This is a genomic window from Erwinia piriflorinigrans CFBP 5888, assembly GCF_001050515.1.
Lineage (GTDB): Bacteria > Pseudomonadota > Gammaproteobacteria > Enterobacterales > Enterobacteriaceae > Erwinia > Erwinia piriflorinigrans.
This window is the reverse complement of record NZ_CAHS01000022.1, coordinates 169,402-193,321: the sequence shown is the minus strand read 5'-3', so window position 1 is coordinate 193,321 and position 23,920 is coordinate 169,402. Positions and strand designations below refer to the sequence as shown.

The window sequence follows — 23,920 nt, the reverse complement described above, 5'->3', positions numbered from 1 at the left end:
TCGAAGTCTCGGGGTGTATTCGTCGTCAACTGTCTGGCTGGTATTAAAGCTACGTGGAAAACCGGAACAAATAGCGGGCAGGTTCTGAAGTCGTCAGTTCGCTTCCGGCAAGCATTGATGGGCAGATAGGGGGGATTAGATGATGTCTGGGAAAAATATTTCGGGCTGGTGTAAAGGCTTTCTGCTATCAGGAATGATGATGGTAGTGATGCAGGGTGGCGCATTAGCCAGCGAGCAGCGAGCGGTCGTTGCCAGTGGCCAGGTCAACTTCATCGGTCAAATTTATGAGCCTGCCTGCCGGATTCAGGTCGAAACGAGTAACGTCTCCAGCGACTGTTTTCACCAGGGGGAAATGGCACATCAACCTATCAATGTCTCAAGCGGCGACGTACGCACATTCAATCAGAACCGCGCCCGAGCGCAATTGAGCTGGCTTGACAGTGCACAACGTCAGGGAATTTTGACCGTTAGCTATCGGTGAACCCCAGCAGTTTTCTTCCGGGGTATATGCCGTCTTACAATGGATTGTGATCGGCGCAGCGCCGCCGTAGATGAAAGCGGGCTGGAGATCCAACCCGCTCCGCCATTGACAGCGTGCGATTATCGCATGGTGACAAACTCTTCCGACCCGGTTGGGTGAATCGCTACCGTGTTATCAAAGTCTTTTTTCGTTGCGCCCATTTTCAGCGCCACCGCGAAGCCCTGTAACATCTCATCCATCCCGTAGCCGATGCCGTGGATACCGACGATCTTCTCTTCTTTACCTACGCATACCAGTTTCATCCGGCACGGCTGGCGATGTTGCGTGACGGCGGTATACATCGCGGTAAACGACGATTGATACACTTTCACCTGGTCGTCGCCAAATTTCTCACGCGCTTCCGGCTCGTTCAGGCCCACGGTGCCGATCGGCGGGTGGCTGAAGACCACTGTCGGTACATTGCTGTAGTCCAGATGCTCGTCCGGCTTGTTGTTAAACAGGCGCTCGGAAAGGCGGCGTCCGGCAGCAACCGCCACCGGGGTCAGTTCTACCGCTCCGGTGTTATCGCCGACCGCATAGATGCCCTTCACGTTAGTGTTTTGATACTTATCAACGTTGATATAACCCTTTTCATTCAGCTGCACGCCGGTCACGTCCAGGTTCAGGTTATCCGTCATTGGCTCACGGCCAATCGCCCAGACCAGACAGTCGACGGTCTGCTCTTTGCCGTTTTCCAACTTCAGGGTCAGGCTGCCGTCGGCGTTTTTAACAACCGCTTCCGGCGTGGATTCGGTATGCAGCGTTGGGCCTTCGCTGTTCATCACTTCAACCAGCGTCTCGACAATCAGCGGATCGAAACTGCGCAGCGGTGCGTGTTTACGCACGTACAGATGAGTTTCAGAACCCAGCGCGTTCAGTACCCCGGCGATCTCAACCGCGATATAGCCCGCTCCGACTACGGCAGTCCGTTTTGGCAGTGATCCCAGCTCGAAGAAACCGTCGGAGTTAATGCCGTGTTCGGCCCCAGGGATGGCTGGCAGAATTGGACGGCCGCCGGTGGCGATCAAAATATGATCGGCGGTAATTTTCTCGCCGTTCACCTCAACGGTGTGCGCATCAACAAAGCGCGCAAATCCTTTGATCACGTCCACCTTATTTTTACCCAGCACGTTATCGTACGAGGTATGGATACGGTCGATATAGGCGCTACGATTTTTGACCAGCACGTCCCAGTTAAACTGATTGACGGTGGTATCAAAGCCGTAGTCCGGGCCGTAGTTGTGGATAGCCTCGGCAATCTGTGCCGCATGCCACATCACTTTTTTCGGTACACAGCCAACGTTAACGCAGGTGCCGCCGAGATCCTTCGCTTCGATCAGCGCACATTTCTGTCCGTACATAGCCGCACGGTTAATGGAGGCGATACCGCCGCTGCCGCCGCCGATGGCAAGATAGTCATAATGTTTGGTCATCGAATGTCCCAATTATTTAAATGAAAAGATTCAGCTACCCGAGAGTTTAACGCCACTCGGGCAAAACCCGCAAAGATTGCGTCTATGATTGTGATAGGAAGGAAGCCGCCTGCCATTTCAGTGAGCAGTGCGGCGACGCAACTCTCTGACCGTTGTGCGCTAAACTGGGCAACGGCGGAGCGAAAAACTCCGGTGGCATACACAATTAACGGAGTCTGCTAATTATGCATTTGCAGTTTTTAGGAACCGGGGCCGGTACGCCAAGCCGTGAGCGTAACGTGACCAGCATCGCGCTGAATTTGCAGGGCGTGCGTAATGCGACCTGGCTGTTTGACTGTGGCGAAGGTACGCAGCATCAGATCCTGCGCACGCCGATCAAGCCCGGCAGGGTCGAAAAGATCTTTATCACCCATCTGCACGGCGATCATATCTTTGGCCTGCCGGGACTGCTGACCAGCCGCTCAATGAATGGCTGTCTGGAACCCTTGACGCTGTACGGGCCACCGGGGATAAAAACCTTCGTTGAAACCACCCTCAGCCTGAGCGGTTCCTGGCTGACTTTCCCACTGGAAATTATCGAAATTGGCGCGGGAGAGGTGTTTCAGGACGCGCATTTTCGCGTCACCGCCTATCCGCTTACCCATCCGGTAGAGTGCTACGGCTACCGCATTGACGAGTTCGATAAGCCCGGCGCGCTGGATGCACCGAAGCTGGCGGCACACGGCGTCCCGGCGGGGCCTTATTTCTATGACCTTAAGCAAGGGCGCAGCGTGACGTTGGATGACGGGCGCGTTATCAACGGCTGGGACTATGTGGGTAGCAAGATCAAAGGGCGCAGTCTGGCGATTTTTGGCGATACCGCCCCGACGGCAGCGGCAGTTGAGCTGGCTGCCGGGGTTGATGTCATGGTGCATGAAGCCACGCTGGAAGTGGCGATGGAGGAGAAAGCCAACGGGCGCGGTCACTCTTCGACGGTACAGGCGGCACGGGTGGCACAGCAGAGTGGGGCAAAAAAATTAATTATTACGCATCTCAGTTCACGCTATTTGCATCATGACTATGAGCGTTTGCTGGCGGAATGCCGGGCAGTATTCCCGCACACCGAAATGGCGCACGACTTTGCGCTGTTTACCGTGTAAAACGCGTGGCGGACGGCCGCAACCGGCGCGGGATCGGCAATGCGATCCCGCGCCGGTCGTCAGCGATTATTCCGGCACAATCCAGCTGACTTTGGTGTGGCCAGTTCCCGCCGGTACCAGCACTTTATGTAGCCACGGCAGCACGTTTTTCATCTGCTGCTCCAGCTTCCACGGCGGATTAATCACAATCATACCGGAAGCCGTCATGCCGCGCTGATCGCTGTCCGGGCGTACCGCCAGCTCTATCTGCAAAATACGGCGGATGCCGGTGGCTTCCAGTTCGTTACACATGCGCTTGATTTGCTGGCGCATAACCACCGGATACCACAGTGCGAACACCCCGGTGCTAAAACGTTTGTAACCTTCCTGAATGCTTTTAACCACGTCCTGATAGTCGCTTTTCATCTCATAGGGCGGGTCGATCAGGATCAAACCACGGCGCGACAGCGGCGGCAGTTTGGATTTCATCTGCTGATAGCCGTCGGCACGTTCGGTGCGTGCGCGGTCGTCTTTCAGAAATTCATTGCGCAGCAGTGGATAGTCGCTGGAGTGCAGTTCGGTCAGCTGCAATTTGTCGAATTCGCGCAGCAGGAAACGGGCAATCAGCGGTGATCCCGGGTAATAACGCAGCTTGCCGCCTGGATTAAGATTTTTAACCACGCCGATATAGGCCGCCAGCTCTTCCGGTATGTTTTCCTGCTGCCAGATACGGGCGATGCCTTCCAGATACTCTCCTGTGCGCTCCGCATGTTCGCCGCTAAGCTGGTAGCGCCCGGCTCCGGCGTGGGTATCGAGATAGAGATAAGGTTTATCTTTCTCATTCAGCGAACTGATAATCAGGCTTTGTACGGTGTGTTTAAGAACATCGGCGTGATTGCCAGCATGAAAACTGTGGCGGTAACTGAGCATTTTTATTTATCCTGTTGATTTTATAAGGTTTTAATTGATGGTGAATCAATTTTCACAATTATTACCCCACGGATTACCTACAGAACGGCGCACAGCAGCGGATGCAGGGAAAAGCATGAGAACCTTTTAAGGCGAGGGATTATATCAGGGATGAGCGCCGTATGGGCTGCCGTTCTTCAGCTTTTGCCAGGTAAAACGGCATTGAGTGAGTCAGGTCTTGCTGCGCTTTATCAATACCAGGATGAAATTTCTCTAGCTCGCCTGTCGAATAACGATTTCATCGGGTTCATGAGAGGTTTTGATAAGGATGTTATCTATCAAGGAATAAAGTCATGAGTCAGAATCACATCAAACTTGCTCAAAGCCAGATCAGTCTCGTCATTAACTGCCGATTAAAATCATTGTCAGAGTAAATAAATATAACGCTGTGCTTGCGAAGTACGGGGATGATATATGAAGGTTATTCTTATCAATGCCTTATGAAATAAATGAGGCGCTATTACAGTCAGTATATTGATACATCGAATCGTTACTCTGAATATATAAAGTTTGCGCTGATAATTTCCTCTTTAATTAACGTTGAAGCTATCCCTTATGAAAAGGTTCGGAAAGCCAGTTCATCGTGTGGCCAGAAGAACGATATGGCGGGAGTCGATCCCCTGGCCCAAGTGAAGGTCAACAGCAGCGGTCGGAAAAACCCTAAGGCTTGTCACCACAAGTTATCAAGGCTGTGGAAAATACTTGGCAGCCTGAAGGCTGTCCGTTCCAACCGTTATCCACTTCGTGCCATTAAATGAACCCTCTGAGAATTCACTTTGCTAGCGGCTGTAACACCGGATAAGTGAAGAACAGCAGGTGCAACATATTAAAGGAAAAATGCATTAGAGTAGCGACCCAGAGCCGACCGCTCCACATCCATGCCAAGCCATAGATTATCCCGGCAAGCGTCGCAAACAGCACCAGCAGCAGGCCGCCAGAAAAATGCGCACAGCCGAATAGCAGTGCGGCAATCAACAGGGCTGGCTTATCGCCGAGCAGTTTGCTGAGTCGCTGCTGAACATAGCCGCGAAACAGCGCTTCTTCCGCCATCGAGACAAAAAACAGATTGGCCAGCATAAAGGCGCCCAGCCACTCCGGCAGATGCGGCTCCACCTTTATCCCCCCGGCAAGGGTCGCTGCCAGCAGCAGCAGCGGCATGGACATCAGCAGAACCAACCACCACACCGGGTTAGACGGGGCCTTTGCCGGGCGCTGTAACAGGCCGGGCAGGGCGGCCAGCAGTAGAAACGGGATCAGGGCTTTATCCAAGTTGTAATAGAAGGTAAACGGTGCGCTCTGCGGCCCGGCCTGTACGCCGGAAACGATCGGCAGATTATGGAAGCCGGGGATAAGATGCAGCATCAGAGCGACCGCGCAGGCGACCAGAATAAACTCCCCGGCCAGAGAAAATGGCCCAGGTTTTTTTTGCCAGCGACAATAAAGGGCGACAATGCCGATTAACACCAGTGCGATGATACCGGGCGCTAACAATGTCTGGTTACTGATAGCCAGTCCCAGCGCGACCAACAGCAGAATCATTGCGCCGCGCTGATAGAGGGGCAGCAGCAGCAGTGAGGCTGCCAAAACATACCACATAGATACACTCCCTGTTTGTAATGAAATCGTAGGGGATTTTAGGACGTGGCAGTATGCAATGCCCCTTTATAAGTGGCAAATCGTAAAGTGCCTAAAATGCAACAGAAACAGTGAATAGGGTAGCCTACGCACCGCAGCATTGATTTTCACGCCACTTACCCCCATGTTAAACGGATTGCCCATACAATGATTAAAGGACTGCGCTATGACCAATCCGTTACTCTCCTCTTTTACGCTCCCCCCTTTCTCTGCCATTAAACCTGAACATGTGGTGCCTGCCGTGACAGAGGCGCTGGATAAATGTCGCGCAGCGGTGGAGAAGGTGGTGGCCCAGGGAGCTCCCTACAGCTGGGATAACCTGGTGCAGCCTTTAGCGGAAGTGGATGACCATCTCAGCCGTCTGTTTTCACCGGTCAGCCATCTTAATTCGGTAAAAAACAGCCCGGAACTGCGTCAGGCCTATGAACAAACGCTGCCGCTGCTGTCTGAATACAGCACCTGGGTAGGTCAAAATGAGGGGCTGTATCAGGCTTATCGCGATCTGAAAGAGGGCGATAACTATGCACCTTTGGATATTGCGCAGAAAAAAGCGGTAGATAACGCCCTGCGTGACTTTGAGCTTTCCGGGATCGGGCTATCGAAAGAGAAACAGCAGCGCTATGGCGAAATTGCCGCGCGCCTGTCGGAGCTTGGCTCCACCTACAGTAACAACGTGCTTGATGCCACGATGGGCTGGAGCAAACTGATTGTGGACGAGAGTGAGCTTTCCGGTATGCCGGAGAGCGCGCTGGCGGCGGCGAAAGCCCAGGCTCAAGCCAAAGAACAGGATGGCTGGTTACTGACGCTGGATATTCCAAGCTATCTGCCGGTAATGACCTACTGCGACAACCAGGCGCTGCGTGAAGAGCTATATCGCGCCTATTCGACCCGCGCCTCCGATCAGGGGCCGAACGCCGGTCAGTGGGATAACAGCGCGGTGATGGCAGAAGAGCTGGCACTGCGCCATGAACTCGCCCAGCTGCTCGGTTTTGCCTCTTACGCCGACAAATCGCTGGCGACCAAAATGGCGGAAAACCCGGCACAGGTGACCGATTTCCTTAGCGACCTGGCGAAGCGCGCCCGCCCACAGGCCGAGCATGAGCTGGCCCAGCTGCGCGCCTTTGCCAAACAAGAGCACGGCGTTGATGAGCTGCAACCCTGGGATCTGACCTATTTTGGTGAAAAGCAGAAGCAGCATCTTTACGCCATCAGCGATGAGCAACTGCGCCCGTACTTCCCGGAGCAGCGTGCGCTGGGCGGCCTGTTCGAGGTGGTGAAACGCATCTACGGCATTACCGCCAAAGAGCGCCACGATGTTGATGTTTACCATGCGGACGTGCGTTTCTTCGACCTGTTCGACGAAAGCGGCGAGCTGCGCGGCAGTTTCTACCTTGACCTGTATGCGCGCGAGAACAAGCGCGGCGGGGCGTGGATGGATGATTGCGTAGGCCAGATGCGCAAAGCCGATGGCAGCCTTCAGAAACCGGTCGCCTACCTGACCTGCAACTTTAACCGCCCGGTGAGCGGCAAGCCTGCGCTGTTTACCCATAATGAAGTGACGACCCTGTTCCATGAGTTCGGCCACGGCCTGCACCATATGTTGACGCGCATTGAAACCCCGGGCGTGTCCGGTATTAACGGCGTGCCCTGGGATGCCGTTGAGTTGCCAAGCCAGTTTATGGAAAACTGGTGCTGGCAGCCGGAGGCGCTGGCGTTTATCTCCGGTCATTATGAAACGGGTGAACCGCTGCCGCAGGAGTTGCTGGACAAAATGCTGGCGGCTAAGAACTATCAGGCGGCGCTGTTTATCCTGCGTCAGCTGGAGTTCGGCCTGTTTGACTTCCGCCTGCACGCCGAGTTTGACCCGGCTAAAGGTGCGCAGATCCTTGATATGCTGAAAGAGATTAAAAAACAGGTTGCCGTGATGCCTGGACCAGAATGGGGCCGCTTCCCACATGCCTTTAGCCATATCTTTGCCGGAGGCTACGCGGCAGGGTACTACAGCTATTTGTGGGCCGATGTACTGGCGGCAGATGCCTGGTCGCGCTTCGAAGAGGAGGGGATCTTCAACCGTGAAACCGGGCAGTCCTTCCTGGATAACATCCTGACGCGGGGCGGGTCCGAAGAGCCAATGGCGCTATTCCGCCGTTTCCGAGGTCGTGAACCCAAGCTGGACGCGATGCTGGAACATTACGGTATTAAAGAACAGGGCAGCGAAGGATAAGTCATCAGTGAACATCTGTTTGTTAGATGAATCAGGCGCCGGAGACGGCGCCTTATCTGTTTTAGCCGCCCGCTGGCAGCTGGAACACGACGACAGCGCGCTGATGGCACTGGTTCTGACGCCACAGCATCTTGAGTTGCGCAAGCGTGATGAGCCTAAACTCGGCGGCATATTTGTTGATTTTGTCAGTGGGGCGATGGCGCATCGACGTAAATTTGGCGGTGGCCGGGGCGAAGCGGTGGCAAAAGCCGTTGGCATCAAAAGTGGCTATCTGCCGGATGTGGTCGATGCCACGGCGGGGCTGGGGCGCGATGCCTTTGTGCTGGCGGCGCTCGGCTGCCGTGTGCGGATGTTAGAACGCAACCCGGTGGTGGCGGCGCTGCTCGATGATGGTTTACGCCGTGGCTATGCGGATGCCGAAATCGGCCCCTGGCTGCGCGACAAGCTGACGCTGCTGCACGCTTCCAGCCTGTCGGCGCTCACCGATATCACGCCGCCGCCGGACGTGGTGTATCTTGATCCGATGTACCCACACAAGCAAAAAAGTGCGCTGGTGAAAAAAGAGATGCGCGTATTCCAGTCGCTGGTGGGGGCGGATGACGATGCGGATGGGCTGTTGCAGCCCGCGCGGACTTTGGCGAAGAAGCGCGTAGTGGTGAAGCGCCCGGACTACGCGCCGCCGTTAGCGGGCATCAATACGCCAAATGCGGTGACCACCAAAAGTCACCGATTTGATATCTATGCCCCGCTCACCCCGTGAGACAGGCCCGTCATGTCTGGGTTAGTCGTCGTCGTCGTCATTCAGTGGGACGATCAGCATATCAACATGAATCGTGTTGATCAGCTGGCGCGCCGAGGACATCAGCTTGCTCCAGAAATCCTGGTGATGGCCGCAAACCACTAAATCAACCTGATACTGCTTGATCGCATCGACCAGCACCTGACCGAGATCGCCGCTGCCGCTTAACGTTTCTGCAATGGGATAACCGGCGCTTGTCGACAGCTCGGTCAGGGCGCTGTGCGTCTCTTGGGACAGCCGCTTCTGCATATCGCCGAGGTTAACGTCAATCAGCCCGGTATACAGATCTGAATAGTTCACATCAACGTGGATCAACGAGACTTTCGCGTTGTAGGGGCGTGCCATTGATACGGCTCTGTCGACCAGCAGCTTGCTTTCAGGTGAAAGGTCGACGGCAATCAAAATGTGTTTATAGGACATATTTTTACTCCTGTGCGGGTGAGTGCTGACAGGCAGTATAGCGAAAATGTTGCCAATTGTTGTGGTGTAGCTCAGCCTTTATGCAAGGGAGTGCAATATCATCCTCCGACTATTTGATTGCAGATAGCGACATCACGCTGGAAAAAAAATAAACAGATCTTCTACACTGATCATTGACGGTGGCAATCGCCTTTTTTCCCGTCAATCGGTTTGCAACAATATGCGCAGTAGTCAAGGTAGGCGGTATCATCGTCAGGTGCTTCACGTATCTGTGCGATGAATGGGGCGGGAGGGAGATGATGATCAGCACCGTTTCGTTATTCTGGGCTCTTTGTTTCGTCTGTGTCATCAATATGGCACGCTATTACTCTTCTCTGCGTGCACTGCTGGTGGTGCTTCGTGGCTGCGATCCGCTGCTTTATCAGTATGTGGATGGGGCCGGATTCTTTACTTCTCATGGGCAGCCGAGTAAGCAGGTGCGGCTGATAGGCTATATCTGGGCGCAGCGCTATCTTGATCACCACGATGATGAGTTTATCCGCCGCTGTCAGCGGGTTCGTGGGCAATTTATGTTAACCAGTGCGCTTTGTGGGTTGGTAACGGTCGGCCTGATCGGGCTGGCCATCTGGCACTGACATTGGGGAAAAAAAAATGCCAGTCACATGGGTGACTGGCATCCGATTAACGTTCGCTCTTGCACATCAGATCAGTTTCAGCGCCAGCCAGTACAGGCAACCAGAAAGCAAAATCGAAATCGGCAGGGTAAAGACCCAGGCCAACAGGATATTCTTGATGGTGCGTCCCTGTACGCCGCCGCCGTCGACCAGCATGGTGCCCGCTACGGAGGAGGAGAGAACATGAGTCGTCGATACCGGCATCCCGGTATAGCTGGCTACCCCAATCGATACTGCCGCCGTCATCTGCGCAGACATCCCCTGAGCGTAAGTCATCCCTCTCTTGCCGATTTTCTCACCGATGGTGGTGGCAACACGACGCCAGCCAACCATTGTACCCAGCGACAGCGCTAAGGCTACGGCAACAATAATCCATATCGGGGCATACTCAACGGTATTCAGCAGATCGCCCTTCAGTTTGGTCAGGAAACGTTTGTCGTCAGACGAGGTTCCCGGCAGCTTGGCCGCTTTTTCTGCGGTATCCGAAATGCACATCAGCAGGCGACGCAGCTGGCTGCGCTGCTCCACGTTCAGAGCATCATAGCTGGAGAGGTTGTTCAGCAGCCCCTGTGCCAGATGGATAGCAGGCAGCGCGCGTGCCGCATCACAGTGGAACTCATGCGGCGCGGAAGGAACCTGTTCCGGCGTCGGCAGCGCAGGGGGAGACATCTCGATAACCTGCTTCAGAGAAGAGGCATGCTGCTGGTAATACTGTTCCAGGTGGTTGACCGCATCGCGTGTGCGGGTGATGTCATAACCGCTGGAGTTCATATTGACCACGAAACCAGCGGGTGCCACGCCGATCAGCACCAGCATAATCAGGCCGATACCTTTCTGACCGTCGTTTGCACCGTGCGAATAGCTGACGCCAATCGCCGAGACAATCAGGGCAATACGCGTCCAGAACGGCGGCTTTTTCTTGCCGTCGAGCTTTTCACGCTCTGCTGGCGTCATATGAATACGCCGACGTTTTTTATTCCCGCTCCAGTGGCGACGCAGGATATACACCAGACCACCCGCGATGACTAAGCCAACGATCGGTGAAATAACCAGCGACATAAAGATACCGATCATTTTGGGGATGTTCAGCGCATCCACCACCGAGGTGCCAGTCAGCAACGCGTTGGTGAGGCCGATACCAATGATGGCACCAATCAGGGTATGGGAACTGGAAGCCGGTAAGCCAAAATACCAGGTGCCGAGATTCCAGATGATGGCGGCAAGCAGCATGGAAAAGACCATAGCCAGCCCGTGCGCCGATCCGACGTTAAGCAGCAGGTCGGTGGGTAGCAGATGGACAATCGCGTAAGCCACGCTTAAACCGCCCAGCAGTACACCAAAGAAATTGAAAACTCCCGCCATGACGACCGCTAACTGCGAGCGCATTGCACGGGTGTAGATCACGGTAGCTACCGCGTTGGCCGTATCGTGGAAACCATTGATGGCCTCATAAAATAAGACAAACAACAGAGCAAGTATCAATAACAGGCCGGTATTTAAATCGAGACCAGCAAACAGATGTAGCATAAGCGTTACGCCATTTTGGAGGACATGAACGCGGCGCATTATCAGCGACAAACCGCACCCGGGGAAAGGGAAATATAGACTTTTTTTGACATTAATGCGTCAGTAAAGTGACGATTGCTGATGAAATTATTTTTAAATCATAAAGTTAAAAAAAAGTTTTGTCGCTGTTTTGGCATGAAGCTGGTATCCCTGCCGCCAACTCACTACAATCAGCGCTTTTACGGCCTGGCGTGGAGTGTGTGGTGGAAAAGTTTGACGTTATCGTAATTGGAGCCGGTGCGGCTGGCCTGTTTTGTGCGGCCGAGGCCGGGCAAAAAGGGCGGCGTGTGCTGCTGATCGATAACGGCAAAAAAGCCGGCCGTAAGATCTTGATGTCTGGCGGTGGGCGCTGTAATTTCACCAACCTCTATACTGAACCGTCTGCCTATTTGTCGCAAAACCCGCATTTTTGCAAATCTGCGCTGGCGCGTTATACCCAGTGGGATTTTATCGACCTGGTTAACCGTCATGGCATCGCCTGGCATGAAAAGACCCTCGGCCAGCTATTTTGCGATGATTCGGCACAGCAGGTGGCCGATCTACTGTTGAAAGAGTGTGAAGCCGGGCAGGTGATGCTGCGCCTGCGTAGTGAGGTGCTGGCTGTCACGCGCGATGCCATCGGCTATACGCTGGAGCTGAACGGCGCACAGGTGCAGGCGGAAAAACTGGTGATCGCCAGCGGGGGCCTGTCGATGCCGGGCCTGGGGGCATCGCCGTTCGGCTACAAGGTCGCGGAACAGTTTGGTTTAAAGGTGTTCCCGACCCGCGCCGGACTGGTGCCGTTCACCCTGCATAAACCTTTGTTGGAACAGTTGCAGGCCCTTTCTGGCGTGTCGGTGCCATCGACGATCGCCGCCGAAGACGGCACGGTCTTTAAAGAAGCGCTGCTGTTTACCCATCGTGGCCTGTCGGGGCCGGCAGTATTGCAACTGTCCAGTTACTGGCAGCCGGGGGAGTTTATTACGATAAACCTGTCGCCCGTGCAGGATATTGATGTGTTCCTGAACGACGAGCGCCGCGCTCACCCTAATCAAAGCCTGAAGAATACCCTCGCCAAGCTGCTGCCGAAGCGTCTTGTTGAGTGCCTACAGCTGCTGGGTATGATCCCCGAATGCACCCTGAAACAGCTGAACAGCCGCCAGCAAATTGAACTGGCCAGCGCCCTGCACCAGTGGCGCGTGCAGCCAAACGGCACCGAAGGCTATCGTACCGCCGAGGTGACGCTTGGCGGCGTCGACACCAGCCAGCTGTCGTCTAAAACGATGGAAGCACGCGATGTCCCCGGACTGTACTTCATTGGTGAAGTGGTTGATGTCAGCGGTTGGCTGGGGGGCTATAATTTCCAGTGGGCGTGGAGCTCGGCCTGGGCTTGCGCGCAGGCGTTGTGAGGTATACCGATCTGAAGCACGAACCTGAACGATTATGTTGGGCCAACATGATGGCGGCTGGGTAGCACAGGGTGATGAGCGGAACCCGCGTTATTTCCGCAACTTGTCATTTGATACGTCCAGACCAGCCGCAACCCTCAGGCCGCGCTACGCACCCGGCGCTTCACTGACAGCATATAACCCGCTGCGCAGCAGATAGCGATAAACCACGGGATCAGCTTGACCAGTGTCGAATCACTACCGCTTAGCAGCTGCAAATTGTTAACCACCAGAATAATGGTGATCGACATCGCGGATAATGCAATCAGCGGTGCCCAGAATACCTGCCAGGCACTGTAATCATGTATCGCTTTGCGGCGAAAGAACACGATGACGGCGGCGGATACCCCCACTTGGAGTACCAGAATCGACAGCGTCGCAATCGCCGATCCGAAGGCAAAAATCTGCGCCATTGGGTCGATGCCAACGCTGCCCATTCCCGCCAACAGCAGCAGCAGGATGACGCTGTGGAGGTGGCTGGCGTTATGCGGCGTGCCGTTAGTCGGGTGGGTGCTACACAGTTCTTTCCAGATAAGGCCATCACGGCTGATACTGAAAATATAGCGTGAAATATTGTTGTGGAAAGCCAGCGATGCCGCAAACAGGCTGGTGATCAGTAGTACCGCCATCGTATCGACCGCCCACTGGCCAACATATTGACGGGTAATATCAAAGATGAAATTGCCGGGGTCCTGCCGCGCAATTTGCACCAGCCGGTCGAAATCATAGGCCTGCACCAGCGACCAGCTGGTAAAGCAGAAGAAGGCGGTAATAATCAGCAGGGCGCAGACGGTGGCTCGCGGTACGGTTTTATGCGGATCGCGGCACTCTTCCGCGTAGATTGCCGTTGACTCAAAGCCGATAAATGAAGCGATAGCGAACACAAAAGCGATGCCGAGATTGCCGTGCATAAACACCGAAGGCTCAAACGAACTGATATTCAGCGGCCCGTTCTTTTTCACCAGCAGCATCACGTCAGTCAGTAACACAATCGCCACCTCTGCCAGCATCAGCACGCCCAGCAGTTTACCGCCGACCTCCACCCGCTTAATGCCCAGCACCCAGGCAATCACCACAAACAGCATACTGAGCAGCCACCACGGGACCTGCGCGCCGAGGTGCTGCTGCAAAAAGAGCTGGGTGAAGAAGCCAAGCATCGCCACCACGGCGGTCTGTACCGAAAAATAGGCAATCAGCGCCACGACAGATGCCGCAGCGCCGCAGTTTTCGCCCAGCCCCTTTGAAATATAGGTATAAAAAGCGCCCGAATCACTGACGTGGCGGCTCATTGCGATATATCCCACCGAGAAAACCATCAGGATGGCACAGGCCATAATGTAGATGACGGGAATGCCGCCGCCGTTACCGGTAAAAATGGCCACCGGCAATCCGCCGACCACCCCGGTCAAGGGAGATGCCGCAGCCACAACAAAGAACACCAGAGAAAATAAGCCGAGAGAATTTTTTCGTAAACCGGACGAGTTGCTCATTGCCAGCACCTTAGTTGTCAGTGAAAGAGGCTCGCAAGAGGTCTACTGAGCCACGAGACGGACTGGCATCATTTATCAGCAATGGCGGACACGGATAGAAAAAATCGGACAGTGCAGTGGTGCAACGCATGCACTTTTTAGGTGCCGATCGGCGATAAGCTGGCGCTCACTTTCGCCGTTAGTGACAACGAATACGATCGTTCCAGGCTGCCCGCAGCGTGCGACGCTGATAGTCCAGCGGCGTGGTGCTGACCAGTTTTTTGAATTCGCGCAGAAAATGAGACTGATCGCTGAATCCAAGATCCAGGGCGAGGTCGGAGCAGGACAGGTCGCCGGGCAGATGCAGATTATTTAACGCGGCCTGGCAGCGCATCATACGTCCGAATGTCTTTGGGGACATACCGGTATCCTGGCGAAACTGGCGCTGGATAGTGCGGCAGGTATAACCACTTAATGTCGCCAGCTGTTCAACGCGGATATTTCCCTTATGCTGCATGATTGTTTGGATGACCGAGCGGGTGACCGCCGAGGATTTACGCACCAGTCGCGGGGTAAACCAGGTATTAAACAGCGCGATCTGCTGCGAAAATAGCGCAGTATGCAGGATTTGTTCACAGGCGTGACGCGCGTCCGGCACCACATCAAAAAAATCAAATTCGTCATCGGTCAGTTCACAGGCCGTCACATCAAGAAAATCTGGCATCACGCCGGGTGCAAAGCGTACACCGAAATAGCGATGGTTACAGAACAGCGCTGCGCTGCGCGCCTCCAGCGTGGTTCCGCAGACTCTCGCCACGGGCCGTACCGCATCACAATCAAAAATGATATCCACGCAGCCGTCCGGCACGGCCAGCGTCATGCTGGCCGACGGTGCCACTTGAAAACTGTAGAAGTGGGAAATGGCCGGGTGGTTGCCGGGTATCAATGAATAATGCTGTGCCGCGCTGAGGACAAACCAGGGCTGTTCGGGATGGATCTCTGCACGATGAAGCGGATGCATGGCATGTGACATAGGCGAGTCCTGCAAATGAGATGACTCACTGGTGATGCAATCCGGGTGCCATTTTTTATTCGCTGATATCGCCGCGTGTCGCAAATCTTCAATACAGTCCGCTTTGCCGGGCGTTATTTTCAATCCGTATCGCAGCGTTTAATAAGATGTAACTCACTCATTTAACGGGGTAATCGGCATGTCTGACTCGACTAAAATTGATTTTATCTATCTTTCAGAACAGGACATGATCCGCGCCGGGGTAACGGATATGCCAGCCTGTGTGGACACGATGGAAGAGATGTTTGGCCTGCTCTGGCAGGGGGACTACCGCATGGCGGGTTCAAACAATGACTCGCACGGCGCGATGGTGACGTTCCCGGAAAACTCCCCGTTCCCAACCATGCCGAAGCCGACGGCCGACCGCCGCTTAATGGCGATGCCAGCCTATCTCGGCGGCAGCTTCTGTACCGCCGGGGTGAAGTGGTACGGCTCTAATATTGCTAACCGGGAGAGAGGGCTGCCGCGCTCGATTCTGATGTTCACCCTGAATGATGTGGAAACCGGAGCGCCGCTGGCGCATATGTCGGCCAACCTGCTGTCGGCGTACCGTACCGGCGCGATACCCGGCGTTGGCGCGCGTCATCTGGCACGTAAGGACTCGAAGGTGGTTGGTCTGCTGGGGCCGGGGGTGATGGGTAAAACCGTGATTGCCGCTTTTATCGCCGTTTGCCCGGAGATCGACACCATTAAGGTCAAAGGACGCGGCAAACAGAGCCTGGACTCCTTTATCTCTTGGGTCACGGTCACTTACCCACAAATCACCTCGATTGAAATTGTCGACAGCATTGAAGAGGTGGTACGTGGCTCCGATATTGTCACCTACTGCAATTCGGGTGAAGTGGGCGATCCGGCAACCTATCCGTTGGTGAAGCGGGAATGGGTTAAGCCTGGCGCATTCCTGGCGATGCCGGCGTCATGCAACATTGACGAGGGCATGGAACAGGCTGACGTGCGCAAGGTGCTCGACAATACGGGGCTTTATCATGCCTGGTTTGAGGAGGTGCCGAAGCCGGCTCACCATACTATCCCGGTGATCGGCGTGCGCTTTATGGACATGGTGGCGGAAGGGAAGATGACACATGAACAGCTGGAAGATATCGGCAAGATTATCGCTGGTGATGCTCCCGGTCGTCTGAACGACGAAGAGATCATCATGATGTCGGTCGGTGGTATGCCGGTTGAGGACGTGGCCTGGGGCACCGTGGTATATCGCAACGCATTGGAAAAAGGCATCGGCGTGAAGCTGAATCTCTGGGAATCTCCCGTATTAAGCTAACCCATCAGGAAAACATGATGACCCACATTATTAAAGTCAAAACAGGCTCCGTCCTCGAAGAGCAGGCGAGCTACTCACGCATCGTGGCGGTGGATAACTGGATTTTTGTTTCCAATACCGCCGGGCGTCATCCCCAGACCAAAATTATCCCGGAGGATGTCAGTGAGCAGACTCACCAGGTATTTGCCAATATCGCGCAGGCGCTGGCTGCCGTTGATGCTTCTCTTGCTGATGTGGTGATGTCACGGGTATTTATTCAGGACCCACGGGACGTGCAGACGGTGATGGCGATTATTGGCGAGAAGTTTCGCGGCGTCGACCCGGCAACCACCGTTACCTGCCCGCCGCTCGGCTCTACCGTTTATAAGGTCGAGCTGGAGGTGACGGCCTGGCGCGGGGCGGCAACGGCAGACGTGCAAAAAATAACTCTTGCTCTTTAACATGGATTAACAAGGTCACTATGGCTCCTGCAATCAATCCGGTTCAGACCGCATCGACCTTTCCTTCTGCCACCACCGTTGTGGTGATTGGCGGCGGGATCGTCGGACTCACGGCCGCATTGACGCTGGCTGAACGTAATATCCCCGTGGTGCTGCTGGAGAAAGGGCGTCTTGCGGGGGAGCAGTCTTCGCGCAATCTCGGATGGGTGCGCAAAACCAGTCGCGTAGCCGAAGATATCCCGCTGGCGCAGGCATCTGACCGCCTGTGGGCAGACATGCCGCAGCGCACCGGTTGTGATGTTGGCTATCGCCAGGCTGGCATTATGTTTATTGCCCGCACTCCGGCGCAGATGGCGATGCATGAAAGCTGGCTGAAATCAGTGGCGCATCTCGGTCTGGATTCGCATCTGCTGAGCGCAAATCAAATTGCGCAACGGGTGCCGGGAGGACGCGGCGCATGGGCTGGTGGCATCTTTACGCCTTCGGATGGTCGAGCGGAGCCAACGCTGGCCGCCAGTGCGATTGCCAACGCGGCAATCGCAAAGGGCGTGACGATAGTTGAGAATTGTGCGGTACGTTCGCTGGTGACCTCCGGCGGCAAGGTGAGCGGCGTTGTCACAGAAAAAGGTGAAATCAGCTGTGAACAGGTGCTGCTGGCCGGGGGGCTGTGGTCACGGCGTTTTCTCGGCAATCTCGGCATCTCGCTTCCCACGCTGCCACTGATCTGTTCGGTGCTACGTACCACGCCGATGGAGGGGCCAACGGATATCGCGGTAGGCGCTCCGGACTTCTCATTCCGCAAGCATTGTGACGGTGGCTTTATTATTACCCAGCGTGGCGCGCTGGATGCTTCTCTGACCCTCGACCATTTGCTGATTGGATCGCGCTATCTGGCGCAGCTGCGCGCCCAGCGTAGTTTCTTACGCATTTCGCTGGGCAAAAATTTCCTGCGCGATTTGGCACTGCCGCGCCGTTGGGCCGCTAATAAACGCTCACCGTTCGAATGCGTACGCACGATGGATCCACCGGCGAATTTAGCGTTGAACGCCGAAGCGATGGCGAATCTGATGAGCGCCTGGCCTGCGTTTGAGAACGCTAAAATTGCCGATGCCTGGGCCGGAGTGATTGACGTGACGCCGGACTCTAATCCGGTGATCGGCCCGGTAGCGCGCATGCCGGGACTGACGCTGGCAACCGGTTTTTCAGGACATGGGTTCGGAACTTCCCCGGCTGCCGGACAGCTGGCGGCGGATATCGTTTCCGCCTGTACACCGATAATTGATCCCAGACCTTATTGCTTCACGCGCTTTTAACCTCTGCTCGTTTTACCTTTATTGTCAGCCAGAATCGCCACGTTGCGACCTGGCTGATATACCCGCCCGCGACCTATCTTTAGATATTGCTTCTATGTTTCCCCTCTTATTTTTTTAACCTGTCGCTTCCCTCTAAACTGACCAGCCTTCATTTTTTCTTATGCAGTTGTGTTGAGTTCGGGTGAGGGTGGGTAAAGGGAAAAGAACGGCGAAGAGGCTTTGAGAGGTTAGGCTAATTATTTTAATAATATTAAAATCTATTTTTATCTCTTTAATAAATTCCATAAACACTTTAAATACAATCACTTAAACTTCATTTGTTTATTATTTTGTTATTTTTTTTATGGGTGGTTGTTTGCCCTTCTGTCTCAACTTAATATGGCCTGACTTTTCAAGTTAATCAATGGCTTATTTTTTTAAGAATCGCAGAAGGCTTTCTCATGCATGTTATTAGTGACTGTCGTTATTTCGAACTTGCAGTAAATTCAGTTTTTTTAAATGAAAATAAGGTGAGTCGCGAGCACGAAAAGCTGGTTGTTGTCGATATGCGCTATCTGACATACCCCGAAGAAGCCTTGAAGCAGATAATGAACTTCTCGAATTTATTTATCGGTCAGCATTTTGTCGTGGTCGGTAATAGTTCACTGTTTCCGTCAGATTTCTATGACAGTCATTTTTTTATCGATGCCAACGTGTGCATCACTGATTTTATTTATCAGTTACTGAAGTTGTCGCGGAAAAAAATCACCTTAGATCAATATAGTGCCAAGCTGACAGGACTGATCAACTACAAGGATAACTCCCAGGGTATCTTACTGACGAATATGGAAAGAAAAATCAGGTCAATGGTATTTAAAAATTTGCCTGTAGCGAACATGGCTTCGCGACTGATGCTGAGTCATAAAACGGTTTACTCCCATCTCAACAACATGAAAACCAAATACCAGGCGCACTCGTTGAGTTTTCTCTATCTCAAAATCCAGAATGGCGAGCTGCCGAAAAATAACAGAAGAGCGCGTTAACGCACTGTGCCTGCATAGTCTTGAACCGTCTATAAAACGAGTCCGTTTTTTCCAACCTGTGAGGTGAGCCATGCTCGCCGTTGATCGGCAGCATACGACCGGAAGAAGGCGACCCAAGAGCAGGTCGCCGGATATGCTTATTTGATGCAGGTTTATGCGCCTCTCTGGCTCATTATCTGTACAGTAAAATCAGAAATCCGCTTTTAACACCACGCGGAAGTTAGCCTTACCTTCGCGCACATGCTCCAGCGCTTGATTGATTTGCGACATGGGGAAGAACTCAACCTGTGGCGCGATATCACGGCGCGATGCCAGCTTGAGCAGCGAGCGCAGTTGGCCAGGAGAGCCGGTAGATGAGCCGGTCAAGGCTTTATCACCCGAGATCAAATCAAATGCACCCACCTGGAAGGGTTTCATCACCGCGCCAACGGTATGGAATTTGCCTTTCGGTGCCAGCGCATCAAAGTACGGCTTCCAGTCGAGATCCACGGCGACGGTACTTAGGATAAGATCGAAACGTCCAGCCTGAGCATTAAGGGCTTCCGGGTCACGGCTATTTATCACCTCGTCGGCACCCATATCCAGGATGGACTGTTTTTTATGCGGGGTAGAGCTAAACGCGACCACCTCCGCTCCCATTGCATGCAGGATCTTGATAGCGATATGACCCAGACCGCCAATGCCGATCACCCCGACGCGGCTGGTGGCGGTGATATTGCTCATCAGCAGCGGTTTGAATACCGTAATGCCGCCGCACAGCAGCGGGCCGGCAGTCGCGGCATCAAGGCTTTCCGGCAGAGGGATGACCCATTGCCAGTCGGCACGCATTTTGTTGGCGAAGCCACCGTTGTTAAGCACGGTCGGGGTGCTGCCCTGTTGGCAGTTGACCTGCTCACCGTTAATGCAGGCATCACAATGCTGGCAACTTTTCGCCGTCCAGCCAATACCAACGCGCTGTCCCAGCGACAGCCCTTTATCTTTTGCCGCCTCACCGAGCGCTGAAACGCGGCCAATCACTTCATGACCGGCGATGGTCGGATAGCGGGAAATTCCCCATTCATTGTCGATCATCGACAGATCGGAGTGGCAAACACCGCAGTATTCGACTTCGACTTCAACTTCTTCAGCAGATAACGCTTCGGCTTCAAACTCATAAAGCTCCAGCGCCTGCCCGGCTTTCATTGCCGCATAGCTTTTAATTTTCATCGATATCTCATTATCCGGTTGTGTTCAGCCATTGAGTGTAGCGGCTCAGAGGCGTAACCGGAAATCTCGCCACACAAACGGTTAAGCCACTATTCGGCGGGGTGTGCTAAAAAACTGCTATAAAATGAATAGCTTGAAGTGTGATTTACAGGTTTTTTTCACAGATAAATAGCGGGACCGTATGCGAGTAAATCAGCCAGCTATGGTTGCCATAAGGCTTTATCTCCAGCGTATGGGGAGTGCCCTCATCAATAAAAAAGGTCGGTAGCCAGGCTCTTTCTTTATCAGCAGGTAAAGTCATTTGTGGTGAGTTGATAATATGCCCAGACTTCAGCCGATAAAAATCTTCATCCCTATCGTAGGTAAAACTGACCGTTTTACTTAAATAACCCGCAATATCATGGCCTTCATACAGGACTCCAGAGAGAGACAGGGTTCCGTCTCCGCCATTTAACTGTTGTGCCGCTACCAGATTCAGCCTGTCGGCGTTTCTTTTGATGGAAACCTCTCCCCGGCAGTTTATCTTCTGCTCGCTACTTTGCTGGTGAGTGACGATAACGGCTGTGGCAATAATGACGACGATCAGCAGTGGGAATACTAGCAGCCTATTCATCAATCATATTTCCTATGTAATAGTCAGAGTGGCACCAAGAGTTCTCTTTTTCCAGTAGTGGATTCTGACAGATAAAAACAGAGGCTCTGTCAGCATTTTTATAGGTTGTGATATAAAAATATCGGTTCGCCTGGCAGGAGATATTTAGCACGGAGATAAACTTATGTATCTCTTCAGAACTCAATCGACTGTCACGGTTGACAAAAATAGAACAATTATCGCTGGTCATAAAAGGCACAAACAGACTATTTTTTTCAAGCGTTTCCGTCTTATTCATGTATAACAATGCCAACAAAAGTAAAAGCATAAGACCAATGCCACAAACGGCCATTTTTTTTATATTTTTTTCTTTGCTATCCGTCTTCTCAGTTTCATTTCGTCGCCTTGCGGGTTGCTCACTGACCTCGGGGGTTTGAGGTAAAACGACCTCTTTTACGGCAGGGGCATCGCTATCTGCGGCTGTAAGATCCGGCAAAGGCTCAGTGTCTGGCGAGTAGGTTTCCCGTACGATTTCCGTTAGCGGAGAAAGGAGAAATCCCCTGCGTGGCATAGTACGAATGATCTCTTCGTTCAGGCCACTTTTTTTAAGAGCGCGCCGCAGGTTAGAAATGTTTTGATAAAGAGACGTCGATGTTGGCTCCATGCCGAATCGACGCCAGGCAAAATCATAAAGCTGTTCGTGAGTGACCAGTTCGCCGATATTTATTATCAATAATTCGAGGCATAATGCAGCCGAGGCACTGACAGGGAACGAAGCGTTTTTCCCGGAAATGCTTTTTTTTTCGGGTTCAAAAGTGATTATCTTGTTGATCGTAAATTTTCTACTCAAACCATCTCCCCTAAATTTGCAGGTTTTAAATTAATTGTGTCAATATCAGGGTTTTATTATTTTATTCCTGCAATTATAGCACAGTTAAATAGCGGGCGACTTAGTGGTTTCAGGAGCAAATTTATTGCAGATTAACTCACATTATGTCAATAAGTTAATCAGTAAATAACTTTGACATAATGCAAATTATCATGATTATTATCTTGTGAAATGTAAGCATATAAGGCGATGGAAGATAAGTTATTTCCGCTCTTTTTTGGGCGATCCCCGTCATTCTCTAAATAAAACGCTATCGTCGGGATAACTCAATGCTGATATTTAAGGATCATGATGAGATCGTTGATATGTTTTATTGGCTTGCCGTATCAGAGCGGAAATAACACGTTTTTATTGTGGCTCTATCCTGATTGTCATTATCCCCTGGCTCTCGCCGGGTTGAGGGTTTTTTCCCGCGCCGGGAACCACCATAATACGGGTGCTCTCTCCATTTTGAGGCGCGTCAAATGAAGAGGTTCCCTGGCTTAAATCTATCGGTACAGCGCTGTTTTCGCGGAAAAGGCAGAAGCGTAATGAGTCATTGCCCGTTCCTACGCAGCCGTTCGATACCTTATTGGTTGTTATCGTTATTTTCTCGTTAAGGTTATTACCCGCACAGTGCCATTTCACCGGAAGCATTGCTTTTTTTTCCATTAATAACGCCCCTGGGGATTTCACCAGATCACCGTACTTGATATCACCCAAATCGACCAGGGTGTCGACGGAAACGGTACACTGTGCCTTAAAGGGAATTGTGCCTTTTATCTCCATATCCCAATGATTTTCGCCGATAGAAATGGCACGCTGGATCCAGATTTCTTCATTTTGCGGACAGGTATTTTCAATGATTAATCCGCTTGAGTTAATGCTATTCATTCTGACCGCATCGAGATCGGTCCATACGTTTCCCTCGACCGTAATATGACCGCTATCGACGAAAAAATTAGCCGGAAATGCGGTCATCCTGCCGCCAAGCCATCCGCCGCCTTTACGCTTGTACTCCACATCAATATAGGCGTTGCCGCTCCACCGAATACAATCCCTGTTGAGCTGATACGTATCCGCTCCCCAGGCAACCCACACGTTATCCTTGCCGATTGAAGCGGAGGATTGACTAGGGACATGCAGGTTTAATGTTGCCCTCCCGGTGCCTGCGGCACTGGTGAGCGATGCAGGCCAGGTAATATGGCCACCGTAATCGGCACATAAACCACCGGCAGATGCCATTGAAAGGAGAACATAAAAAAAATGGCGGACTATTTTTAGTTTCATGGAAGACCTGTTTGTCTCTATTTATTTGCTGAATTACTGATAATCAAACTCAAGGTTGACGACGCTCATAAAGTTGCCGGGGGTAACGCTATCTCTCGTGGAGACATAACCGGCGGAAAATACCAGGGTATTATTCTGACCCGCGCTCAGCCGAGCGCTGTCAGATACAGAACCGTCCGGATAAAACCGGCGGATGCCATCAGCGGTATAAAAATAGAGTCCTACGCCCGAAGCGGCATAACTGCCACTGGCGCTATTCTTAAACGCACTGCCATCATCTGCGTCAGACACCCCTTTGGCCGTCACCTTCACCTGCGTCGCCGCCGGATCGCAGTCTTTAAGCTGTATGGCGACTTTTTTATTCCCCAATGTTGTCCCTCTGACAGCGGCAAAATCGCGGACTGAAACGACGGGTAAGAAGACCGTTGGCGCGCGATCTTCAAGGCTACAGGTATTCGCCTTTACGGTGGCTTTCAAGGTAATGGTTGCCGTATCCATGGCGGCCCTGGCGCTGATGGCGCCAGACAACAGCAATACCGCCACCGAAATGCCTACTGCACGCGGTAGTAACGTCATTTTTTCCC

At 53.0% G+C, this 23,920-nt stretch carries 23 protein-coding genes; 11 read left to right on the top strand and 12 right to left on the bottom strand.

Translation table 11 applies throughout. The features are described from left to right. Positions 1 to 139: 139 nt before the first annotated feature. Positions 140 to 481, top strand: a complete 342-nt coding sequence (locus tag EPIR_RS16995; RefSeq protein ID WP_023656722.1) for a hypothetical protein — start codon at positions 140 to 142, stop codon at positions 479 to 481. Positions 482 to 600: 119 nt separating this feature from the next. Here EPIR_RS16995 and gorA read toward each other — a convergent pair whose 3' ends face one another. Further along, a complete protein-coding gene (gene gorA / locus EPIR_RS16990; RefSeq protein WP_023656721.1) occupies positions 601 to 1,953 on the bottom strand; it encodes a glutathione-disulfide reductase in 1,353 nt (450 codons plus the stop codon). 224 nt (positions 1,954 to 2,177) lie between these two features. Here gorA and rnz point away from each other — a divergent pair, with 224 nt between their 5' ends. Then, positions 2,178 to 3,092: a ribonuclease Z gene (gene rnz, locus EPIR_RS16985; RefSeq protein WP_023656720.1), complete on the top strand. Its 915-nt coding sequence runs from the start codon at positions 2,178 to 2,180 to the stop codon at positions 3,090 to 3,092. A gap of 66 nt (positions 3,093 to 3,158) precedes the next feature. On the opposite strand, the gene EPIR_RS16980 is transcribed toward rnz, so the two are convergent. Beyond that, positions 3,159 to 4,001 carry a 23S rRNA (adenine(2030)-N(6))-methyltransferase RlmJ gene (locus EPIR_RS16980; RefSeq protein WP_023656719.1) on the bottom strand — a complete coding sequence of 281 codons (843 nt, stop codon included), beginning with the start codon at positions 3,999 to 4,001 and terminating at the stop codon, positions 3,159 to 3,161. Between the two features lie 150 nt (positions 4,002 to 4,151). Here EPIR_RS16980 and EPIR_RS16975 point away from each other — a divergent pair, with 150 nt between their 5' ends. Beyond that, positions 4,152 to 4,337 (top strand): hypothetical protein, encoded by a 186-nt coding sequence (locus tag EPIR_RS16975; protein WP_023656718.1) that lies wholly within the window; start codon positions 4,152 to 4,154, stop codon positions 4,335 to 4,337. A gap of 474 nt (positions 4,338 to 4,811) precedes the next feature. On the opposite strand, the gene EPIR_RS16970 is transcribed toward EPIR_RS16975, so the two are convergent. Then, positions 4,812 to 5,636, bottom strand: a complete 825-nt coding sequence (locus tag EPIR_RS16970; protein WP_023656717.1) for a CPBP family intramembrane glutamic endopeptidase — start codon at positions 5,634 to 5,636, stop codon at positions 4,812 to 4,814. Positions 5,637 to 5,841: 205 nt separating this feature from the next. On the opposite strand from EPIR_RS16970, the gene prlC reads away from it, so the two are divergent. Further along, positions 5,842 to 7,899, top strand: a complete 2,058-nt coding sequence (prlC, locus tag EPIR_RS16965; protein ID WP_023656716.1) for an oligopeptidase A — start codon at positions 5,842 to 5,844, stop codon at positions 7,897 to 7,899. 7 nt (positions 7,900 to 7,906) lie between these two features. Then, positions 7,907 to 8,659 carry a 16S rRNA (guanine(1516)-N(2))-methyltransferase RsmJ gene (gene rsmJ / locus EPIR_RS16960; RefSeq protein WP_023656715.1) on the top strand — a complete coding sequence of 251 codons (753 nt, stop codon included), beginning with the start codon at positions 7,907 to 7,909 and terminating at the stop codon, positions 8,657 to 8,659. 21 nt (positions 8,660 to 8,680) lie between these two features. On the opposite strand, the gene uspA is transcribed toward rsmJ, so the two are convergent. Continuing rightward, positions 8,681 to 9,118: a universal stress protein UspA gene (uspA, locus tag EPIR_RS16955; RefSeq protein WP_023656714.1), complete on the bottom strand. Its 438-nt coding sequence runs from the start codon at positions 9,116 to 9,118 to the stop codon at positions 8,681 to 8,683. Between the two features lie 299 nt (positions 9,119 to 9,417). On the opposite strand from uspA, the gene uspB reads away from it, so the two are divergent. Then, on the top strand, positions 9,418 to 9,753 hold the full coding sequence (gene uspB / locus EPIR_RS16950; protein WP_023656713.1) for a universal stress protein UspB: 336 nt from the start codon (positions 9,418 to 9,420) through the stop codon (positions 9,751 to 9,753). A 66-nt stretch (positions 9,754 to 9,819) separates the two neighbouring features. On the opposite strand, the gene pitA is transcribed toward uspB, so the two are convergent. After that, a complete protein-coding gene (gene pitA, locus EPIR_RS16945) occupies positions 9,820 to 11,319 on the bottom strand; it encodes an inorganic phosphate transporter PitA (protein ID WP_157037547.1) in 1,500 nt (499 codons plus the stop codon). Between the two features lie 242 nt (positions 11,320 to 11,561). Between pitA and EPIR_RS16940 the strand changes: the two genes are divergently transcribed. Continuing rightward, positions 11,562 to 12,746 carry a BaiN/RdsA family NAD(P)/FAD-dependent oxidoreductase gene (locus EPIR_RS16940; protein WP_023656710.1) on the top strand — a complete coding sequence of 395 codons (1,185 nt, stop codon included), beginning with the start codon at positions 11,562 to 11,564 and terminating at the stop codon, positions 12,744 to 12,746. A gap of 137 nt (positions 12,747 to 12,883) precedes the next feature. Here the strand turns inward: EPIR_RS16940 and EPIR_RS16935 are convergent, their stop codons facing one another. Together EPIR_RS16935 and EPIR_RS16930 are read right to left on the bottom strand one after the other, a co-directional pair. Continuing rightward, positions 12,884 to 14,275 (bottom strand): APC family permease, encoded by a 1,392-nt coding sequence (locus tag EPIR_RS16935; RefSeq protein ID WP_023656709.1) that lies wholly within the window; start codon positions 14,273 to 14,275, stop codon positions 12,884 to 12,886. Positions 14,276 to 14,453: 178 nt separating this feature from the next. Next, entirely contained in the window at positions 14,454 to 15,287 is an 834-nt protein-coding gene (locus EPIR_RS16930) for an AraC family transcriptional regulator (RefSeq protein WP_023656708.1), read from the bottom strand. Positions 15,288 to 15,465: 178 nt separating this feature from the next. On the opposite strand from EPIR_RS16930, the gene EPIR_RS16925 reads away from it, so the two are divergent. The 4 genes from EPIR_RS16925 to EPIR_RS16910 all read left to right on the top strand — a co-directional run bounded on the left by EPIR_RS16925 (position 15,466) and on the right by EPIR_RS16910 (position 19,380). Beyond that, complete coding sequence (locus tag EPIR_RS16925) at positions 15,466 to 16,605, top strand: ornithine cyclodeaminase family protein (RefSeq protein ID WP_023656707.1); 1,140 nt, start codon at positions 15,466 to 15,468, stop codon at positions 16,603 to 16,605. Positions 16,606 to 16,622: 17 nt separating this feature from the next. Next, positions 16,623 to 17,045 (top strand): RidA family protein, encoded by a 423-nt coding sequence (locus EPIR_RS16920; RefSeq protein WP_048697983.1) that lies wholly within the window; start codon positions 16,623 to 16,625, stop codon positions 17,043 to 17,045. A 20-nt stretch (positions 17,046 to 17,065) separates the two neighbouring features. Next, on the top strand, positions 17,066 to 18,358 hold the full coding sequence (locus EPIR_RS16915; RefSeq protein WP_023656705.1) for an NAD(P)/FAD-dependent oxidoreductase: 1,293 nt from the start codon (positions 17,066 to 17,068) through the stop codon (positions 18,356 to 18,358). Between the two features lie 440 nt (positions 18,359 to 18,798). Continuing rightward, positions 18,799 to 19,380, top strand: coding sequence for a LuxR C-terminal-related transcriptional regulator (locus tag EPIR_RS16910; RefSeq protein WP_023656704.1), 582 nt, complete (start codon positions 18,799 to 18,801; stop codon positions 19,378 to 19,380). Positions 19,381 to 19,569: 189 nt separating this feature from the next. Here the strand turns inward: EPIR_RS16910 and ahr are convergent, their stop codons facing one another. The 5 genes from ahr to EPIR_RS16885 all read right to left on the bottom strand — a co-directional run bounded on the left by ahr (position 19,570) and on the right by EPIR_RS16885 (position 23,912). Beyond that, on the bottom strand, positions 19,570 to 20,586 hold the full coding sequence (ahr, locus tag EPIR_RS16905) for an NADPH-dependent aldehyde reductase Ahr (protein ID WP_023656703.1): 1,017 nt from the start codon (positions 20,584 to 20,586) through the stop codon (positions 19,570 to 19,572). A 145-nt stretch (positions 20,587 to 20,731) separates the two neighbouring features. After that, on the bottom strand, positions 20,732 to 21,199 hold the full coding sequence (locus EPIR_RS16900) for a hypothetical protein (RefSeq protein WP_023656702.1): 468 nt from the start codon (positions 21,197 to 21,199) through the stop codon (positions 20,732 to 20,734). Beyond that, the gene (locus tag EPIR_RS16895; protein ID WP_023656701.1) at positions 21,192 to 22,028 is read right to left on the bottom strand and encodes a winged helix-turn-helix domain-containing protein; all 837 of its coding nucleotides are present in this window, start codon (positions 22,026 to 22,028) and stop codon (positions 21,192 to 21,194) included. Before EPIR_RS16895 ends, EPIR_RS16900 begins: the two co-directional genes overlap by 8 nt. 387 nt (positions 22,029 to 22,415) lie before the next feature. Continuing rightward, entirely contained in the window at positions 22,416 to 23,336 is a 921-nt protein-coding gene (locus tag EPIR_RS16890) for a hypothetical protein (protein WP_023656700.1), read from the bottom strand. Between the two features lie 33 nt (positions 23,337 to 23,369). Further along, the gene (locus tag EPIR_RS16885) at positions 23,370 to 23,912 is read right to left on the bottom strand and encodes a fimbrial protein (RefSeq protein WP_023656699.1); all 543 of its coding nucleotides are present in this window, start codon (positions 23,910 to 23,912) and stop codon (positions 23,370 to 23,372) included. Between the last annotated feature and the right edge of the window lie 8 nt (positions 23,913 to 23,920).

Coding starts and splice junctions, on each gene's coding strand:
- EPIR_RS16975 (WP_023656718.1), top strand. CDS start 4,152: ATGAGCGCCGTATGGGCTGCCGTTCTTCAGCTTTTGCCAGGTAAAACG.
- EPIR_RS16920 (WP_048697983.1), top strand. CDS start 16,623: ATGACCCACATTATTAAAGTCAAAACAGGCTCCGTCCTCGAAGAGCAG.
- uspA (WP_023656714.1), bottom strand. CDS start 9,118: ATGTCCTATAAACACATTTTGATTGCCGTCGACCTTTCACCTGAAAGC.
- EPIR_RS16925 (WP_023656707.1), top strand. CDS start 15,466: ATGTCTGACTCGACTAAAATTGATTTTATCTATCTTTCAGAACAGGAC.
- uspB (WP_023656713.1), top strand. CDS start 9,418: ATGATCAGCACCGTTTCGTTATTCTGGGCTCTTTGTTTCGTCTGTGTC.
- ahr (WP_023656703.1), bottom strand. CDS start 20,586: ATGAAAATTAAAAGCTATGCGGCAATGAAAGCCGGGCAGGCGCTGGAG.
- EPIR_RS16980 (WP_023656719.1), bottom strand. CDS start 4,001: ATGCTCAGTTACCGCCACAGTTTTCATGCTGGCAATCACGCCGATGTT.
- EPIR_RS16885 (WP_023656699.1), bottom strand. CDS start 23,912: ATGACGTTACTACCGCGTGCAGTAGGCATTTCGGTGGCGGTATTGCTG.
- prlC (WP_023656716.1), top strand. CDS start 5,842: ATGACCAATCCGTTACTCTCCTCTTTTACGCTCCCCCCTTTCTCTGCC.
- gorA (WP_023656721.1), bottom strand. CDS start 1,953: ATGACCAAACATTATGACTATCTTGCCATCGGCGGCGGCAGCGGCGGT.
- EPIR_RS16995 (WP_023656722.1), top strand. CDS start 140: ATGATGTCTGGGAAAAATATTTCGGGCTGGTGTAAAGGCTTTCTGCTA.
- EPIR_RS16900 (WP_023656702.1), bottom strand. CDS start 21,199: ATGAATAGGCTGCTAGTATTCCCACTGCTGATCGTCGTCATTATTGCC.
- rnz (WP_023656720.1), top strand. CDS start 2,178: ATGCATTTGCAGTTTTTAGGAACCGGGGCCGGTACGCCAAGCCGTGAG.
- EPIR_RS16890 (WP_023656700.1), bottom strand. CDS start 23,336: ATGAAACTAAAAATAGTCCGCCATTTTTTTTATGTTCTCCTTTCAATG.
- EPIR_RS16915 (WP_023656705.1), top strand. CDS start 17,066: ATGGCTCCTGCAATCAATCCGGTTCAGACCGCATCGACCTTTCCTTCT.
- EPIR_RS16970 (WP_023656717.1), bottom strand. CDS start 5,636: ATGTGGTATGTTTTGGCAGCCTCACTGCTGCTGCTGCCCCTCTATCAG.
- EPIR_RS16935 (WP_023656709.1), bottom strand. CDS start 14,275: ATGAGCAACTCGTCCGGTTTACGAAAAAATTCTCTCGGCTTATTTTCT.
- pitA (WP_157037547.1), bottom strand. CDS start 11,319: ATGCTACATCTGTTTGCTGGTCTCGATTTAAATACCGGCCTGTTATTG.
- EPIR_RS16930 (WP_023656708.1), bottom strand. CDS start 15,287: ATGTCACATGCCATGCATCCGCTTCATCGTGCAGAGATCCATCCCGAA.
- EPIR_RS16910 (WP_023656704.1), top strand. CDS start 18,799: ATGCATGTTATTAGTGACTGTCGTTATTTCGAACTTGCAGTAAATTCA.